The organism is Marisediminitalea lipolytica (assembly GCF_001758465.1).
Lineage (GTDB): Bacteria > Pseudomonadota > Gammaproteobacteria > Enterobacterales > Alteromonadaceae > Alteromonas > Alteromonas lipolytica.
Window position 1 is genome coordinate 67,754 of sequence record NZ_MJIC01000014.1, and the last position, 17,464, is coordinate 85,217.

The 17,464-nt window shown below is 49.9% G+C and carries 14 protein-coding genes; 9 read left to right on the forward strand and 5 right to left on the reverse strand.

The annotated features are described in order from the left end of the window. The first annotated feature begins 14 nt into the window (after positions 1-14). The gene (locus tag BFC17_RS11365; protein ID WP_070176606.1) at positions 15-473 is read left to right on the forward strand and encodes an Lrp/AsnC family transcriptional regulator; all 459 of its coding nucleotides are present in this window, start codon (positions 15-17) and stop codon (positions 471-473) included. Between the two features lie 78 nt (positions 474-551). Next, a complete protein-coding gene (locus BFC17_RS11370; protein WP_070176607.1) occupies positions 552-1,730 on the forward strand; it encodes an acyl-CoA dehydrogenase in 1,179 nt (392 codons plus the stop codon). Positions 1,731-1,748: 18 nt separating this feature from the next. Here BFC17_RS11370 and BFC17_RS11375 read toward each other — a convergent pair whose 3' ends face one another. From BFC17_RS11375 to ubiD, 4 genes are read right to left on the reverse strand one after another with little or no spacing between them, the layout of a single operon-like run. Continuing rightward, positions 1,749-2,753: a substrate-binding periplasmic protein gene (locus tag BFC17_RS11375; RefSeq protein WP_070176608.1), complete on the reverse strand. Its 1,005-nt coding sequence runs from the start codon at positions 2,751-2,753 to the stop codon at positions 1,749-1,751. Between the two features lie 18 nt (positions 2,754-2,771). After that, positions 2,772-4,142 carry a M28 family metallopeptidase gene (locus BFC17_RS11380; protein ID WP_070176609.1) on the reverse strand — a complete coding sequence of 457 codons (1,371 nt, stop codon included), beginning with the start codon at positions 4,140-4,142 and terminating at the stop codon, positions 2,772-2,774. Between the two features lie 24 nt (positions 4,143-4,166). Next, a complete protein-coding gene (gene fre, locus BFC17_RS11385; RefSeq protein ID WP_070176610.1) occupies positions 4,167-4,862 on the reverse strand; it encodes an NAD(P)H-flavin reductase in 696 nt (231 codons plus the stop codon). Positions 4,863-4,894: 32 nt separating this feature from the next. After that, the gene (ubiD, locus tag BFC17_RS11390) at positions 4,895-6,382 is read right to left on the reverse strand and encodes a 4-hydroxy-3-polyprenylbenzoate decarboxylase (protein WP_070176611.1); all 1,488 of its coding nucleotides are present in this window, start codon (positions 6,380-6,382) and stop codon (positions 4,895-4,897) included. 266 nt (positions 6,383-6,648) lie between these two features. On the opposite strand from ubiD, the gene BFC17_RS11395 reads away from it, so the two are divergent. The 3 genes from BFC17_RS11395 to BFC17_RS11405 all read left to right on the forward strand — a co-directional run bounded on the left by BFC17_RS11395 (position 6,649) and on the right by BFC17_RS11405 (position 8,839). After that, on the forward strand, positions 6,649-6,891 hold the full coding sequence (locus BFC17_RS11395; RefSeq protein WP_070176612.1) for a TIGR02647 family protein: 243 nt from the start codon (positions 6,649-6,651) through the stop codon (positions 6,889-6,891). Between the two features lie 124 nt (positions 6,892-7,015). Continuing rightward, a complete protein-coding gene (locus BFC17_RS11400) occupies positions 7,016-7,582 on the forward strand; it encodes a tetratricopeptide repeat protein (protein WP_229680955.1) in 567 nt (188 codons plus the stop codon). A 186-nt stretch (positions 7,583-7,768) separates the two neighbouring features. Continuing rightward, the gene (locus tag BFC17_RS11405) at positions 7,769-8,839 is read left to right on the forward strand and encodes a hypothetical protein (protein WP_139142063.1); all 1,071 of its coding nucleotides are present in this window, start codon (positions 7,769-7,771) and stop codon (positions 8,837-8,839) included. Positions 8,840-8,893: 54 nt separating this feature from the next. On the opposite strand, the gene BFC17_RS11410 is transcribed toward BFC17_RS11405, so the two are convergent. Continuing rightward, positions 8,894-10,573, reverse strand: a complete 1,680-nt coding sequence (locus BFC17_RS11410) for an alkaline phosphatase D family protein (RefSeq protein ID WP_070176615.1) — start codon at positions 10,571-10,573, stop codon at positions 8,894-8,896. Between the two features lie 143 nt (positions 10,574-10,716). Between BFC17_RS11410 and BFC17_RS11415 the strand changes: the two genes are divergently transcribed. The 4 genes from BFC17_RS11415 to rlmB all read left to right on the forward strand — a co-directional run bounded on the left by BFC17_RS11415 (position 10,717) and on the right by rlmB (position 17,463). Then, positions 10,717-11,094, forward strand: a complete 378-nt coding sequence (locus BFC17_RS11415) for a VOC family protein (protein ID WP_070176616.1) — start codon at positions 10,717-10,719, stop codon at positions 11,092-11,094. Positions 11,095-11,297: 203 nt separating this feature from the next. Further along, on the forward strand, positions 11,298-14,168 hold the full coding sequence (locus BFC17_RS11420) for an insulinase family protein (protein WP_070176617.1): 2,871 nt from the start codon (positions 11,298-11,300) through the stop codon (positions 14,166-14,168). Positions 14,169-14,326: 158 nt separating this feature from the next. Then, positions 14,327-16,723, forward strand: coding sequence for a ribonuclease R (gene rnr, locus BFC17_RS11425; RefSeq protein WP_070176618.1), 2,397 nt, complete (start codon positions 14,327-14,329; stop codon positions 16,721-16,723). Continuing rightward, positions 16,723-17,463 carry a 23S rRNA (guanosine(2251)-2'-O)-methyltransferase RlmB gene (rlmB, locus tag BFC17_RS11430; protein ID WP_070176619.1) on the forward strand — a complete coding sequence of 247 codons (741 nt, stop codon included), beginning with the start codon at positions 16,723-16,725 and terminating at the stop codon, positions 17,461-17,463. The genes rnr and rlmB overlap by 1 nt, the downstream gene beginning before the upstream one ends. Position 17,464: the final 1 nt, after the last annotated feature.

Below are 17,464 nucleotides of genomic sequence, written 5' to 3' on the forward strand. Positions count from 1 at the left end.
TAGAAAATATTGCTATGGATGCGACAGATAAAAAAATTCTGACCTTATTGCAGCAGGATGCCGAAATTGCGGTGCAGGATATTGCCGAAACCGTTGGGTTAACCACTACGCCTTGCTGGCGAAGAATACAGCGCCTGCAACAACAGGGGTTAATTACGCGCAAGGTAGCGTTACTGGACGCCGCAGCCCTGGGTTTAAAACTCACGGTGTTTGTCCAGGTTAAGGCCGGCCGTCATGACGAGCAATGGTTAACCGCCTTTGCTCATCATTGCAGTGCGTTTGAAGAGGTGGTTGAGTTTTACCGTATGTCCGGTGAATACGACTATCTGCTTAAGGTAATGGTGGCTGATATGCAGCGCTTTGATCATTTTTACAAAAGGCTGATAAAAAACATGCCCATGGGTGATGTAACCTCAAGCTTTGCGATGGAACAAATAAAGTACACAACCGCGTTACCTTTAACCGGCATTTAGCATCGGTGTTGCAGGCGAGGGTGTATAATTGCGCAATAAACACTTTCTCTTTTATCACTTTCAGGCAGGAGCTTTCGGATGTCGGTTAATCCCTATTGGCAGGACCTATTTATGCTGGACAATCAACTGAGTGAAGAGGAACGCATGTTGCGGGACTCGGCCCATCAGTTTTGTCAGGATGTTCTGCAACCTGGTATTTTACAGGCTAATCGCCAGGGCTATTTCGATCCGGCTATTATGCGCCAGTTTGGTGAAATGGGTTTGTTGGGCGCCACCATTAAAGGCTACGGCTGCGCTGGTGTGAGTTACGTGGCTTATGGCCTGATTGCCCGTGAAGTAGAGCGCGTGGACAGCAGCTATCGCAGTGCGATGAGTGTGCAGTCGTCACTGGTGATGCACCCGATATATCAGTTTGGCAGCCAGCAACAAAAAGATAAATACCTACCGAAACTGGCCACCGGTGAGTACATTGGGTGTTTTGGTTTGACCGAGCCGAATGCCGGTTCTGATCCCGCTGGTATGGAAACCCGCGCTAAACCGGTGGCTGGTGGTTATCGCCTTAGCGGCAGTAAAATGTGGATCACTAATTCGCCATTGGCGGATATCTGTGTGGTGTGGGCAAAGAATGCAGCATTGGATGATGCCATTTGTGGCTTTATTTTAGAGCGCGGAATGGAAGGGCTTTCCACCCCGGAAATTACCGGTAAATTGTCGCTAAAAGCGTCGATTACTGGCGAAATTGTTATGGATGACGTGTTTGTGCCAGAAGCCAGTATGTTACCTGGTGTGACTGGGTTAAAGGGCCCCTTTAGCTGCCTGAATATGGCGCGCTATGGAATTGCCTGGGGTGCCATGGGCGCAGCGGAGTTTTGCTGGCATGCGGCCAGGCAGTATGGACTGGACCGCAAACAGTTTGGCAAACCGCTGGCGCAAACCCAGTTGTTTCAAACCAAACTGGCTGATATGCAAACCGAGATTACACTTGGTTTACAGGGGGCGCTGCGAGTGGGCCAACTTATCGACAGCGGACAATTTGATCCGGCCATGATTTCCCTGATCAAGCGGAATAACTGCGGTAAAGCGCTGGATATTGCGCGCAAATCCCGGGACATGCACGGCGGCAACGGTATTTCTGATGAATTCCATATTATGCGTCACATGCTTAATCTGGAAACCGTGAATACTTATGAAGGCACCTATGATATTCATGGTTTAATTTTAGGTCGGGCACAAACCGGCTTGCAGGCGTTTGTGTAGCACTAAACAGGAATTCGGCTACCAGCGGCGTAGCATCCTTTTATAGACTTCGTGATCGAGGAGTGAAGGTCGTGGCAGTGACGTATTTTTCTGCAGAACGGCCTGTGCCTGTTCCCACTGGGTATAAGTCTCTCCGTCTACCACAAACAGGGATTTGTCGCCGGGTTTGAATTTATCCAGCGGTAACACACCTTTCTGCGACATGGGAGGCGTGTCATCGTGGTAGATGTTGCTACTGGTTATCCAGTCTGCTATGCCATCATCGTTAATATCCCTGAGCGTCCAGCTAATTGCCAGCGCCTCGTTATACTCACCGTTTTGTTGAATACGGCTGATATAGTTATCAAATTCACGCAAAATCCCTGCTGCACCCGGATAGTCCTTACGCAGGCTGATTGTGAGTGCTGATTTCACCAGGGGCTGTGGTGAGACCTGTAAGGGTAACTCCCCATCATCGACCAGCAGACGGTTAAATTCGGCAAGTACCAGAGCGTCCTCAAATACGTAGTCGGCGCGTTGTTGCGACAACTGACTGAACATATCGAATAACGTTGGGTTGCGCACCCAGGAAACCGCGCGTACCTCCCGCATGGAAGGGGTATTCGCAATCCGGTTGGTTGTGGCTACCCGCGCTGAAGGAAGATGAGAAAACTGAGTCACCTCATCAAGCGGATACTTGCGACTGGCAACATAAAGTAAAGCGGGTAAATAAGGCTTGCTGTAAAGCAGATTGTCACGGGGTGAGTCCAGCGTCAGATGAGCAAATTCACCATCGTATTTACCCGTTAGTAAACCGCTGCCAGAAAAGGCAGGCCGGTCTACTACCAGTTCGGCATCAACGCCTATCTGTTCCAACGCTTTGCTGATCAATTGGTTTAAGCGAGCAGGTTCAGTCTCTTCGCTAACCAGTGTTGGTAAGGGGTTAGCGACCAGTTTAACGGGAGTCTGGGCGCTCACAGGTGTCACCGGGCAAATGAGCGCTGCTGACACTAAAACCTTTACCAGACTGCTATACCGTCGCATGTTTTACACCTTAACCGTTTATTCGCCAAACGCTCCCGCTGCGCCGGGAAAGACAACCGGACTTTCAAAGCCGTCTTTGCTGACACTGGCAACTCCAAAAAAGTAGTTATCAATCACTACGTTTTCCAGCGTAAATTCGGTCACATCGCCAACAAAACGACTAAATTGCCATTGCGGTGCATCGGTGTACCGCCAGTAAATTTTATAGCCGGCCAGCTGTGGATTCTGGGTCTTGTCCAGGGCCTTCCAGCTCAGCGTTGTTGAGGGCTGAACGGCACCTTTAATAGCAACTTCTACAGGTGGGTTAGGGGCCCATGCCATGCTGGCCAGGCTGGTTGCATTTAACGCGGTAAGTTTGGCGGCATAGTCAAAGTTAACACCCTCTATGGTGTCGCCATAGCGAATGCCGTTTTCTTCGCGAATGTCCTGGTGCTGGCGATGATAGTTTTCGTTGGTTTCCATAATGCGTACGCCAGGAAAGCCTAAATCATTAAACGGACGGTGATGACCGCCTCGTCCAAAGCGATCCAGGCGATAAACCACCATGGTATCCAGATTAGGAATATAACGGTCGGCAATTAAGTCGATATAGCGGGCCAGGTTACGGCTCGGGGAGTCCACTTCGCCGCCGGTAAAGCGCCGCTTGATGGCTTCCCGTTCAGTTTCGGTCTGGCGGGTACCTTCAGCAAAAATACGCGCGGTGGTATTGTTTATCACCCCATTAATGCCTTCGATATTGCCAATCATGTCGTTATTTAAAACGGCTTTTAAACGCCAGCCCTCTTTTTGAGCCTGCCCGGCCAGAATTTTACCGCCGAATAATCCCTGCTCTTCGCCGGAAAGCGCGGCATACACAATGCTGCCGTTAAAGCGGTACTGGCTGAGTACCCGGGCGGCTTCCAGTGTACCAGCTACGCCAGAGGCATTGTCGTTGGCCCCGGGAGAGTCTGAGGTGGCATCCATGACATCAGACACCCGTGAATCAATATCACCGGACATCAGTACATAGCGGTTCGGATCGGTAACGCCCCGTTGAATGGCAATCACACTAACCACTTCGGTGGCATCGGGTATCCGCTTCTCACCGCTAATGGTGGCGGCGCTGTAAAAGACTTCCAGACAGTTTCCACAGGCGGCAGAAATACGTTCAAACTCTGCTTTCACCCAACGTCTTGCCGCGCCAATCCCCCGGGTGTCAGACGCTGTCTCAGACAGAGTGTGCCGGGTACCAAAGCCTACCAGTTTGGTAATATCCTGCTCAATGCGCTCAGCAGAGATCGCACTGGCAATATCGTGTAACTGAGGTTGGTCAACGTAATCAAGCTGGTCAGCCTGTACCGACAGACTGCCCGCAAAAGCAAGTAAAGTGAGTGGACGTATTATTTTCATTATAACCACCGTGGTATTGTCAGATTAAATAAACGCGTAAGCGTCGCCGAACAGGTTTTCTTTGGTTAAGCCGCGCTCAAAAAAATCGTCGCGGGCAACCTTGGCCATGTCAAAACGTCCTGCGATATACACCTGCATGGCGGATAAGTCGGCAAAGTCTGCCAGTACTGCATGATGCACCCAGCCTTTGCGGCCTTCCCAGTCTTCATCGGCATTTTCTACCACCGGAATGTAGGTCATGTGTGGGTGGTGTTCTGCCAGAGAAATCAGTTCTTTATGGTAGTAAAGATCGTCCAGGTGTTTGCCTCCCCAGTAGAGCGTGACTTGGCGATTTGGATTCACTTTCAGCGACTGCATTAAAATAGAGTAGGTGTAAGAAAAACCGGTACCGCCAGCTACCAGGATCATAGGTTTATCACCCGCCTGTAAGGTCGCCTGACCGTGACCGCCGGAAACGTAAATGGCTTTTTCCTGACGCATGCGTTCAAGCACTTCAGTAGCATAGCTGTTGCCCGGATCGGCACCAATATGCAGTTCCAGACGGTTGTTATCATAAGCCGCATTGGCAATGGAGAACGGGCGCTGATCATCTTCGCCCATATGCACCAGTACATACTGGCCAGATTCGAAGTCGAGTGAAACATCCGGGGTTAAATCTACCCGATAAACCGTCTTAGTTAAGGGAGCAATACCTTCAACCTGGCATCTAATTTGTGACATGTATAAAGAATCTCTTAATGTTTGTTGGTTACTTATTTACTGGTGACGGAACTGGTTGGAATACCGAGTTCATCCCAGATTGCATCAACCCGGTCTTTAACCGCCTGATCCATTACTATGGGCTCACCCCATTCACGGTCGGTTTCTCCGGGCATTTTATTGGTGGCATCCAGTCCCATCTTGGAGCCTAATCCCGATACCGGCGAGGCGAAATCAAGATAATCAATGGGCGTATTTTCAATCATTACTGTATCACGGGCGGGATCCATTCGGGTAGTGATTGCCCAAATTACATCCTTCCAGTCGCGGGCGTTAACGTCGTCATCGCACACCACGACAAACTTGGTATACATAAACTGGCGTAAAAAAGACCAGACCCCCATCATTACCCGTTTGGCGTGTCCCGGGTACTGCTTCTTCATAGTGACTACGGCCATTCGGTAAGAACAGCCTTCCGGCGGCAGATAAAAGTCGACAATCTCAGGAAACTGCTTTTGCAGAATCGGCACAAAAACTTCATTAAGCGCCACACCTAACACGGCTGGTTCATCCGGCGGCCGGCCAGTGTAGGTTGAATGATAGATGGGATCCTTGCGGTGGGTAATGTGGGTGACCGTAAATACCGGGAACTCATCGACTTCGTTGTAGTAGCCGGTGTGATCGCCATAGGGGCCTTCCGGTGCGGTTTCATCCTGGGCGATATAACCTTCCAGCACAAACTCGGCGCTGGCTGGCACTTGTAAATCGTTGCTTATGGATTTTACCACTTCGGTTTTGTCGCCCCGTAATAGGCCGGCAAAGGCATATTCAGAAAGGGTATCCGGTACCGGGGTTACAGCACCGAGAATGGTTGCAGGGTCTGCTCCCAGGGCAACCGAAACCGGGTAGGGTTCGCCGGGATGGGTCTGGCACCATTCACGAAAATCCAGCGCACCGCCGCGGTGAGACAACCAGCGCATGATCAGTTTATTTTTGCCCAGCACCTGTTGCCGGTATATACCCAGATTCTGCCGCTTTTTATGCGGCCCTCTGGTAACGGTGAGGCCCCAGGTAATCAGTGGCGCAGCATCACCAGGCCAGCAGTGCTGAACAGGTAAACGGGTCAGGTCTACCTGGTCACCGCTTAATACCACTTCCTGACAGGGCGCTTTACGCACTTCTTTAGCGGGCATATTTAACACTTGTTTAAATACCGGGAGTTTTTCCCACAGGTCTTTCAGGCCTTTTGGAGGCTCAGGCTCTTTAAGGTAAGCCAGCAATTTACCTACTTCGCGCAGGGCACTGACAGAACTTTGCCCCATGCCCAGCGCCACGCGCTCTGGCGTACCAAACAGATTCATTAACACCGGGATGTCAAAGTCAACGGGATTTTCAAAGAGTAAGGCCGGGCCGCCGGCACGCAATGTGCGGTCGGCAATTTCGGTCATCTCCAGCTTGGTACTGACCGGTTGTGTAATGCGGACTAAATCGCCGTTTTTTTCTAACTGACCGATAAAGTCACGTAAATCTTTGTATTTCATACCGCGTGGCTACCCTAATTGTATGATGTTCATCAAAACAGGATGATTTGCAGGAGTATACCATTAAAGCAACGGAGCCGATCACTCGGACTGGTTGATTTAACATATTCTTAACGGCTGGTTGTGTTTTACGGGCAAAGAGTATTATATAGGGATGAGTGAACGGTTTTTCGAAACGGCCAGTGGTTCAAATATCGTCATGACTTGTTGGCGAAACAAGCGCATACTGGCTATATAATTAAATATAATTGTTGCCTGGAGTCACTATGGCTTTTTCTCAAGATGTTATTGAAGAGCTTAACTTGTTATTAAAATTTCCTGCTGAAAGTCTGATGCAGGGGTTAAAGATTCACCATGATGCTACCCAGTCCATTGTTGAAGCCGCTGCCAGGCTTTATTCGAAAGGCTTAATTACCCAGGTGGACGGGGGATACCTGACAGATTTAGGTATCGATGTTGTTGAGCACACCCGTCGTATTAACAGTGCGATGAACATTAAATTTAATTAGGTTTTTGTCTCGTTGGCCGATATAACCGAGAGGCGGATAAACAGCGGGAACATCACACATGCAAAGTAAAAGTGGTTTGTTACTACTCCTTGGCGGACTCTGGTTAACCATTACGAGTCCGGCGATGGCTCAGGAAATCAAAGCCGTACAGTTATACAGTCAGGATGAGTTAATTAATCTGATTAACCGCAATGAGCATCTCGACAGAGTAGTGATGGACCGCTGTCAGTTAAATCAGGATATCGAAGCCCGAGCCGAAGTATTAAAGGTGCCGGCTTATCAGTTTTTATGGGGTGATATGCTGGCCTGGGGCGTATGCATAGAGGCTGACCCCGAGCGTGGTATCGATTTCATGCGTCAGGCTGCTGATCAGGGGTTACCCGCCGCTCTTGAACAATTGGGTCGTTACTACAGTAAGGGCACGTTAGTTCAGCAAGACCGTAAACGAGCGGTTATTTTCTTACGCGAAGCTTCCGCCCTGGGTAATCTGAAAGCCCAAATGCAGCTGGCTGAATTGTTTATTGATGGTTACGGTTCGCCCTATGATTATCAGGATGCTTATCACTGGTTGTATAACGCGGTTACGGCCGATAAGCAAACCCACCAGACTATTGCTAACTATTTAAAAGCGCTGGAAAAGCTGATGCATCCTAAAGCCGTAAGGGCAGCCAGAACCCCGCTTAATTCGTAGCTGTTAGTCCTTTCCCCGGTTAAATACAGACGGTAAAAATTGCGCCCCATGTGGTGTAATAACTGCTGATTTATTCCTGAATATCATGCAATTAGCTGACATGTTTAGGATCCCTTGATAAGGTGTGACCATCGGCAATCAGGTTGCCCGAACCCCGTGAGGAATCTGTTAAACAAGGAAATGGCTGTGCAGGTGCAACAACAGGAAATTGAGGCCGTCGAGGCGAAACTCAATCGTCAGAATGGCTTAGCTGCGGCAATCGCGGCGGCACTGTGGGCGGTGCCCATGTTGATTCTCTGGTACTGGTTGTATCTTCAGGATGATCGCTTTGCTCCTTTAATGCTGGCTGTCAGCGGCGCACTAATTGGTCTTACGGTGCGCTACTATGGCCGCGGTTTTATGCCGGTTTTTGGCGTCATTGCGGTTATTTCCCATACCGCTGTAGTGGCGGCGGCTTTTGTTTTTGGTCTGAGTCTTGGTGAGGGGCAATCTGTACGCGCTTTTATTTTGGTCGGGCTTTACGCAATTGGCGTGTGGTCTGCGGTTTATCTGGGCCGACGTCGTATTCCCTTTGCTCAGCACCGGGCATTTTATTTGCTGTGCGAGCAGTCCCGCCATGTCAGCACGCAGCGGCTGAGAAATCGCTGGTTTTTGCTTGTGCCAGTCACTGTCATTTTGAGCGGTTTAACCCTGGGCGGAACCTTATTTGCCCTGACCGGAGTAGAAATTTTTCGCCAGACGGCTTCGCAGCAGAGTCAGGTTGTCGAGCAACGGCAAGCCTTTGCGGCTAAAGCCATCGACGTGACTTCAGCAAATCTGGCTACGCTTTCAACCGAAGATGCCATGCGCTTTGCTTTTGCTTATTATCATGGTCAGCTGCCAGCGAAAAAGGGTAATCGTTATGAGCGCTACCCACAGTCTGAGTACAAAGCCAAACGGATTTTATCGTTTTTGGCCGAGCAAAGAGGGGAGGCCCGGGCCAAATTTGTGTTGGGATGGTTAACTTATCCGGAGGGGGGCGCAACATTGATAAAACAGGCAGCAGACGACGGTGACATTTTTGCCAAAATTATGCTGGCAACCGAGTTTGGTTGTTATGGCAATACCGAGCAGGCGACGAGGTTGCTTAACATGCTGGCTAAAACTACAGCTGAAAAACCGGCGCTAAATGAAATTTACTCGATTTTGCAGTCCGGGTTTGAGCAGGTTTGTGAAGAGTTCAGTGCGCCTGATTTTGCGCAAATGTATTTACCCTGAAGCCAGCTAAATGCCGGGTATTTCCCCGGCAGGGCAAATAGCTGGCTGAGTTTGTTAATCCACAAAACGCTCGGTGTGGCGGGTATACACGGTGTAGGCTTCGCTGCTGACGTTGCTCATGTAGTGCCACTCTGTGGTAATCATGCCAAGGGTAAAGTGCATGGTCATATAACCGCGCTCATGCAGATTGCAGTAAGCCAAATCGTCGATTAAAAGGGGCAGCGCATCGGCCAGCTGTTTCGCCTGATTGCCTTTTAAACCGACATAAGCTTCCATGCCCGGGGAAGACACACTTGGCGTAGCATATTCTACGGCAACAGTCTGACCGGTTTCATCAGTCAGATTGTTAACCCAGCCATTGTGTGTGTCACCGGCAATCACCACCAACGATTTACGGGCATCACTAAACAGCTTCAGGACTTTTTGACGCTCGGCCGCGTAGCCGTCCCAGGCATCCAGATTATAGGGTATTTTGGTAGCAAGGCGGGCTTGCTCCTGCCGGGTCAGGCGGGCGCCGGCCTGCTGTTTTTTAACCAGAGCGGTAAGTTCTGCAATTTTTGGCGCTATTTCTGTTCGTTTGCTGGTGAGGATTTCTGCCGGATAGTGCATTTTACCCATCAGGATCTGCTGACCCAGCACCTGCCAGCGTGCCCGGCTTTGTTTAACCTCACTGGCCAGCCAGTTAAATTGCGCTTTGCCCAGTAAGGTGCGGTTTGGATCGTTAATCGCGCTGGCAAAGGCGGCAGTATCAACCTGTCCGTCCGCTTGTTTAAAATCAGCCATGTCTAACTGTTTCTGACGGCCAATTACGCGGGTGTCGAGCATGTAAAGGTTAACCAGGTTGCCGAATTCAAAGGACCGGTATATCCGTGGATTCTCGTTGCCCATGGGCGGACGGATAGGCAACCATTCATAATAAGCCTGAATAGCGGCAGTGCGGCGGGCAAAAAAGTCACCTTCATCGGGCGTATGATTTTTAGCGCCTGACATATAGGTATCGTTAGCAATTTCGTGGTCGTCCCAAACGGCAATAAAAGGCTTGCGCTGGTGCAGACTCAGCAGCCCTTTATCCTGACGGTAGGTGGCGTAGCGTAACCGGTAGTCCTTCAGGGTTAACAGTTCCCCCTCATTGCCGGGCATAAATGGGCGGCCAATAGAGTCTGCATTTTCGGTGGCATAACCACCTTTAGCATATTCATAGATGTAGTCACCTAAGTGCAGCACCACATCAATTTCTTTATCCTGTGCGGCAGCGGCGTAGGCATTAAAGTAACCGGCAGGGTAATTGGCGCAGGAGAACACAGCAAATTTAAGTTTATCGATAATGCCTCTGGCAATAGTGCGGGTGGTGCCGGTTACTGAGCTGTTCTTGCTGGTAAAAAAACGATAATAAAACTGTGTACCCGCCGGTAAATCCTGCACGTCAACTTTAACGGTAAAATCGTTACTGCGTGACGTTTTAGCAATTTCATCCCGAAGCGGCGAAGAAAAATCAGCGCTGGTGGCAATTTGCCAACGGACATAAGCGCTGTCATCGTTACCCTGGGGGACCGCTCGCGTCCACAGAATAACCGCACTGGTGGTGGGATCGCCGCTGGCCACACCATGGGAAAAGGTGACTGCAGGATAAAACGTTTTTTCATCAGGTGTTGAGCCGCAGCCGGTTAACTGTGTGGAAAGGGTAAGGCTGCCGCCAAATAAAGAGGAAAGCTTGATAAATCGTCGTCTGTCCATAGCACTTTAAAGATTAGTAAGTTTGAAACTTCACTGTAGCTTAACTCGGCCCGATTGCCTACCTTACCTGCGGTGCTCTTTGCGTTTTGTCCTGTGATCAACGATAGTTTAAGGCATTGTGAGCCGAACGTCGGGGATTAAACATGGAACTTGGGGCATTTTCTGTTAGTTTGTCGGTAAAGGATATTCGAGTATCAAAAGCTTTTTACGAAAAGCTCGGCTTTACAGAATATGGCGGTGACATTGAGCAAAACTGGCTGATTCTAAAAAATGGTCACACCGTTATCGGCCTTTTTCAGGGCATGTTTGAAGGCAATGTGCTGACCTTTAATCCAGGCTGGGATCAGGACGGTAATACGCTGCCAGCCTATACCTCTGTGCAGGCGATTGAATCGCAACTGACCGACGCCGGCGTAGTGCTGACTAAAAAGACCACAACCAACTCTGGTCCGGACAGCATTGCCATGGTTGACCCTGATGGCAATGCGATCCTTATCGACCAGCACGCCCCGGGGGAGTAACCAGCGCAATTCTCTGTCACCCAGCGCCAGCCTTGTACTGACATATTTATTTACAATCCACTTGTGGTGAATCTGGTACCTTTTAGCGCTTTTTTAGTATCTTGAATACCTGATACCGGTATGATGCGGGCAAGCAACGCCGGACATGTCGCAGTGTCGGGCAGCCCCTCTTTAAGTTCTTGTGCTGTATAAGGTAATAATAAATGAAAAAGCTTTTCCTCGCGGCGATGGTTTCTTCTGCATTGCTGGCTGGTTGCGCCACCGACAAAGCGCAGCCGCCTGAAACTGCCACTGCCTCGCCAGAGAGCGTAATGGTTTCGCCTAACGACGATCGACAATACGAAACCTTTACCCTGCCAAACCAGTTAGAAGTCATACTGGTTTCCGACCCAACGGCAGAAAAGTCGGCCGCCTCGCTAAGTGTCAGCGTGGGCCTGTTGCATGACCCCATGTCACAGCAAGGCATGGCTCACTATCTTGAGCATATGCTGTTTTTGGGCACCGAGCGGTATCCCGATACCAAAGGCTATACCGAATTTATGACCGCTAATGGTGGCCAGCACAATGCGTATACCTGGCTGGATATCACCAACTACATGTTCAAGATTAACAACGATGCTTATGGCGAAGCGCTGGATCGTTTTTCTGACTTTTTTAAAGCGCCGAAGCTTTATCCTGAATACACCGAAAAAGAAAAAAACGCCGTGAACGCCGAGTGGTCCATGCGTCGCGAAATGGACTATTTCGGGCAGTTTAAGCTTGCTCGCAGTATGATGGGCGAACACCCGGCGAATCGCTTTTTGATTGGTAATCTGGAAACCTTAGGGGATAAGGAGGGCAGTAAGCTGCACAGCGAGACTGTTAATTTTTACCAGCGTTATTACTCGGCCAATATTATGAAGCTGGCGATGATCAGTAACCGCCCGCTGGCAGAAATGAAAGCACTGGCGACCCAGTATTTTGGCGACATCAAAAACAAGAATATCGACAATCCTACAGTAGATGAGAAGCTGGATTTTTCTCAGGTGGGTGGCAAGCGTATTCACTACGTACCAAATGAAGATGTGAAAAAGCTCAATATCGATTTCACTATCCGTAACAACAGCGATGAGTTTGCCTATAAGCCTAATCAGTTTCTGACTTACCTGATTGGTTCGGAAATGCCCGGCACGCCCGCATACCAGTTAAAAGCCATGGGGCTGATTTCTAATCTGTCGGCTTCTGCGTCACCGGCCATGTACGGTAACTACGGTTCTTTCAGCATCAATATCGATTTAACCGATGCGGGTATGCAAAATCGCGAAGCCATTGTCGCTGTCGTTATGCAATATATTGATTTGATTCGCCAGCAGGGCGTTGATGAGAAGTACTTCAGTGAAATTCAAACCAGTCTGAATAACCGTTTCCGTTTCCTGCAAAAAACCGATGCTTTTGGCTATGTGTCTAATCTGGCCGCTGCCATGCAGGAAGTACCGGCGAAATTTGCCGTGTCATCGCCTTATTACTATGAGTCGTTTAACGCTGAGGTCATAAAAGATGTGCTCGCCCAGTTAACGCCTCAACGTGTTCGCGTATGGTATATCAGTAAAGATGAACCGTCGGACAGCCAGCTCCATTTTTACGATGGCAAGTATAAAATTGAATCTATCAGCAATGACGAAATTGCCAGTTGGCAACAGCCTGCGGGCATTGCGTTAAACCTGCCTGCGGTTAACCGACTGCTGCCTGAGCATTTTGCACTTAAACAACAGACACCGCAAAGCAAGCCCGAACTGGTTATTGATAACGATAAGATCAAAGTCTGGTCATTCCCCAGTCAGGCGTTTACCGAGCAACCACGCGGCGAAATGACTGTGTATATTAACTCGGGCTTGCCGGAGTCTGATATTAAGGCCACGGTAATGACCGCGTTGTGGAAGGATTTATATACCTTGCAACAAAGCGCACTGATGACCGAGGCGGGTATAGCCGGGATGTCACTACGCTTTGATAACGGTAATGGTATCAGTCTGGCCATTGGTGGTTTTACTGATAAACAGCCGCAACTACTGAGCCAGGCGTTAGATGGGTTAACGGTTGAGGTGAATGACCAGAATTTTGCCCAGGCGGTCGACCGTTATGTCCGAGGCTTACAAAATGCGGGCAAAAAATTCCCGTTTTATCAGGCGTTTGATGCCTACAATGATGTTGTCCGTGAAGGCAATTTTAACACTGATGCGTTAATTGCCGCCGCACAGTCGCTAACGGTGGCTGATATGCAGGCCTTTATGCCGCAACTGCTGGGTGAAAACCAACTGCGGATCTTTGCTTTTGGTAACTATGACAAAGCCGATTTAGCCAAGGCTGTTGAGCGGGTAAATGCCGCCTTGCCAGCAGAGCGCAAGAGTGTTGACTACGACATGCGCGAATTCTGGCAACCACAGCCAGCGCAAAAGCTGGTATGGCAACAGGATCTGACCGTTGCTGATGTAGCGGTGATTGACGTGATGGTGCATCCACAGCCGGGTTACAAAACCAAAGCTGCTGGTGCGGTTTTGCGTGGTCACTTCAGTAATGTGGCGTTTGATAAACTGCGCACCGAAGAGCAGCTCGCGTATGCAGTAGGCGGCACTGCCACTAACATTGGCGATTACACCGGTTTTGCGATGTACATTCAGACACCAGTCAAAGATGTTGCAGCCATGCAGGCACGTTTTGACCAGTTTAAGACAGAATACAAAACGGCGCTGGATGCATTGACACCTGACGAATTTGCGCAGTTAAAGGCCAGCGTGCTGGTAACGCTGAAAGAAGCGCCTAAAAATATGCGTGATGAGGTTGTCCCTTTTATTGCTGACTGGTATCGCGAGAAATTTGATTTTGACAGCAAGCAACGGTTAATCGCTGCGGTGGAAAACGTCACTATTGACGACGTTAAGGCGTTCTATCAGCAAACTATGCTGAATGATAATGCTGCGCGGGTGTCGGTACAGTTGCGCGGTACCAGCTTTGCTGACCAGCCTTTTGCCGAAATTGCCGGAGCTGAAAAAGTGGCAGACTTAGCCCGCTTTCATCAGAATATGACAAAACAATAAGTCGCCGCGATGAGTTGTGGGCAATAATAGAACGGTGGCAGTGGCCACCGTTTTTATATGCGGTATACTAATGCAACTACAATTCTCACTTACAGTGAGTGCTTATATCACCAGATTAGTATTATACTGGCAGCAATACATCAAATCACAGAGTTACTATGACAGACGATCCGCACTACGAGCGGGAAAAAGCCAAATACGAAAATCCTGTTGCCAGCCGCGAACATTTGCTGGATACCCTTAAGGCCCATGGTAAACCCATGACCTTTATGGACATTTGCTATAGCGTGAATGCTCAGGACGAAGACAGCCGTATCGGCATCCAACGTCGCTTACGCGCCATGGAGCGTGAAGGTCAAATCCAGTTCACCAAACAAAAACGCTATGCCGTGCAGCAACAGGACAAGTTAATCCGGGGCCGGATTATTGGTCACCGCGATGGCTTCGGATTTTTACGCCCGGATGATAATTCCGGCGATTTGTTTATCGGTGCCGGTCAAATGCAGTTGTTTATGCACGATGACCGGGTCGAAGCCAGAGAAAGCGGCACAGACCGAAAAGGCCGCCGGGAAGCTTACATTAACCAGGTACTGGAACCGCGCAAAGAGCCCATTGTTGGCCGTTACTTTACCGAACATGGTATGGGTATCGTTATTCCGGACGATAGCCGCATAAATCACGAAATTGTTATTCCGCCAGAGCATTCTCACGGTGCCCGTCAGGGTAATGTGGTTGTGGTAGAAATTACCCAGCGCCCCCGTCGCCGGGTAAGCCCGGTTGGCCGGATTATCGAGGTGCTGGGTGAACATATGGCTCCCGGCATGGAAATCGAAATGGCGTTACGCACCTTTGACATACCGCACCAGTGGCCCAAGGGCGTGACGCGGCAAATCGAAGGGCTGACTGAGGAAGTTAAAGAAGAAGATAAAGAAGGCCGGGTCGATTTACGTCAGCTGCCACTGGTAACGATTGACGGCGAAGATGCCCGGGACTTTGATGATGCGGTGTTCTGTGAGCCACTGGATGATGGTGGCTGGCAACTATGGGTTGCGATTGCCGATGTGAGCCAGTATGTCAGACCCGGCAGTGCGCTGGATGCCGAAGCCATAGAGCGCGGTAACTCGGTGTATTTTCCTGAGCAGGTTATACCCATGCTGCCTAAGGTGTTATCGAACGGTTTATGTTCGTTAAACCCAGAGGTTGACCGACTGTGTATGGTCTGTGAAATGACCATCTCTGCGGCGGGTAAACTGGACAAGTACCAGTTTTACGAAGCGGTGATGAATTCTCATGCCCGTTTTACCTATACCAAGGTGTGGCAGATACTGGAAGGTAACAAAGAGTTGCATCAGCGATATGCTGAGTTTGTTCCTCACTTACGTCACTTGCATGATCTGTATCGCGCCCTGAAAAAGGCGCGGGCTCAGCGCGGCGCGATAGAGTTTGAAACCCAGGAAAGCAAGTTTGTTTTTAATGCTCAGCGTAAAATAGAAAATATTGTGCCGATAGAGCGCAACGATGCCCATAAGCTGATTGAAGAATGTATGATTATGGCCAACGTGAGTGCGGCGCTTTACATTGAAGCGAATAAGGCACATTCGTTGTTCCGGGTGCATGATAAACCCGATGCTGATCGGTTAACCACACTGACTTCCTATCTGGGTGAAATTGGCGTACCTCATCACATAGTGGAAGGTTCTGCCCCGGCCGACTTTACCGCGGTGGTAAGCAAAACCCAGGGGCGGCCGGATCAGGAGCTGATCCAGACGATGTTGCTGCGCTCTATGAAGCAGGCTATTTATGATGGCGAAAATATCGGCCACTTTGGTCTGGCCCTGGAAGCCTACGCGCATTTCACCTCGCCCATTCGCCGCTATCCTGACCTGGTGGTTCATCGCACGATTAAAGCCATACTCAAAAAGCACGGGCAGGAAGTGCACGGCGCTAAATCTTACAGTGCAGAAGAAATTGAGCAGCTCGGCGAGCAATGTTCGATGACCGAACGCCGGGCCGATGATGCTACTCGTGATGTGAGCGACTGGCTGAAGTGCGAATTTATGCTCGACCACGTTGGCGAAACCTTTGCTGGCGTTGTGGCCTCGGTAACCGGATTTGGTCTGTTTGTGCGGATAACCGAATACCATATTGATGGTCTGGTGCACATTACCTCCCTGGATGACGACTATTATCGCTTCGATGAAGTCAAGCAATGCCTGAGCGGTGACAGCGGTGCCCGTCAGTACCGCCTTGGTGACCAGCTTGAAGTGAAAGTAGCTGCGGTTAATCTGGACGAGCGAAAAATTGATTTAGTACTGGATAACAAGTGGTTACGTTCACGAACGGGTAAAAAAGTAAAGGTTGTCACTAAGCGCGACGCAGAAAAGGATGACGCGGGCACGAGTCGCCGCGAGCGTCGTGGCAGCAAGCCCACGGGCAAACCCACAGGTAAAAATACCAGTAAAACAAAACGCAAACCGGCTGCAAAGTCAGGTGGATCAGCTAGTAAGCGCGGCAGTGCCAGTAATGGCCGGCCGGCAAAAGGTAAAAAACGTTAATGGCACAGCAAGAATGGTTATATGGTCTGCATGCGTTGCAGGCAGTAGTTGATAACGAACCTGAGCGACTGATAGAAATTTGGGTACTTAAAGGCAGAGATGATGAACGACTGGTCAACATCGTTAATCAGGCTCGTCGTTTTGGCGTGGCGGTGCAGTTTTGTCACCGTAAAGTACTTGATGACAAGGTGAAAGGCGAACAGCATCAGGGCATAGTTGCTCGCGCAAAGCCAGCCAAAACCCTGGACGAAAGCGATTTGGATGCCTTGTTGGCCAACACCGACATGCCGCTGTTGCTGGTCCTGGATGGTGTCACCGATCCCCATAATATTGGCGCTTGTTTACGTACTGCAGATGCGGCCGGTGCTCATGCCCTGATTGTGCCCAAAGACAAATCCGGTGGGTTAACCGGGACCGCGCGCAAAGTAGCCTGTGGTGCGGCAGAAGTAGTGCCGTTTATCCAGGTAACCAATCTGGCCAGAACATTAAAGCAACTGCAGGAACAGGGCGTGTGGGTAGTGGGCACTGCTGGTGAAGCCGAGCAGCTTATTTACGACTGCAAGCTGACCGGCCCAATGGCGCTGGTGATGGGTGCCGAAGGCAAAGGTATGCGCCGCTTAACCCGCGAAACCTGTGACGAACTGGTTAAACTGCCGATGGCAGGGAGTGTATCAAGCCTCAACGTGTCGGTAGCAACCGGTATCTGTCTGTACGAAATAGTACGTCAACGTGGCCTGTAGG

Bases quoted from the DNA above. Each gene is read 5' to 3' on its own strand.
- BFC17_RS11370 (WP_070176607.1), top strand. From the start codon at position 552: ATGTCGGTTAATCCCTATTGGCAGGACCTATTTATGCTGGACAATCAA.
- BFC17_RS11375 (WP_070176608.1), bottom strand. From the start codon at position 2,753: ATGCGACGGTATAGCAGTCTGGTAAAGGTTTTAGTGTCAGCAGCGCTC.
- BFC17_RS11415 (WP_070176616.1), top strand. From the start codon at position 10,717: ATGGAACTTGGGGCATTTTCTGTTAGTTTGTCGGTAAAGGATATTCGA.
- rlmB (WP_070176619.1), top strand. From the start codon at position 16,723: ATGGCACAGCAAGAATGGTTATATGGTCTGCATGCGTTGCAGGCAGTA.
- ubiD (WP_070176611.1), bottom strand. From the start codon at position 6,382: ATGAAATACAAAGATTTACGTGACTTTATCGGTCAGTTAGAAAAAAAC.
- BFC17_RS11410 (WP_070176615.1), bottom strand. From the start codon at position 10,573: ATGGACAGACGACGATTTATCAAGCTTTCCTCTTTATTTGGCGGCAGC.
- rnr (WP_070176618.1), top strand. From the start codon at position 14,327: ATGACAGACGATCCGCACTACGAGCGGGAAAAAGCCAAATACGAAAAT.
- BFC17_RS11365 (WP_070176606.1), top strand. From the start codon at position 15: ATGGATGCGACAGATAAAAAAATTCTGACCTTATTGCAGCAGGATGCC.
- BFC17_RS11380 (WP_070176609.1), bottom strand. From the start codon at position 4,142: ATGAAAATAATACGTCCACTCACTTTACTTGCTTTTGCGGGCAGTCTG.
- BFC17_RS11420 (WP_070176617.1), top strand. From the start codon at position 11,298: ATGAAAAAGCTTTTCCTCGCGGCGATGGTTTCTTCTGCATTGCTGGCT.
- BFC17_RS11395 (WP_070176612.1), top strand. From the start codon at position 6,649: ATGGCTTTTTCTCAAGATGTTATTGAAGAGCTTAACTTGTTATTAAAA.
- BFC17_RS11400 (WP_229680955.1), top strand. From the start codon at position 7,016: ATGGCTCAGGAAATCAAAGCCGTACAGTTATACAGTCAGGATGAGTTA.
- fre (WP_070176610.1), bottom strand. From the start codon at position 4,862: ATGTCACAAATTAGATGCCAGGTTGAAGGTATTGCTCCCTTAACTAAG.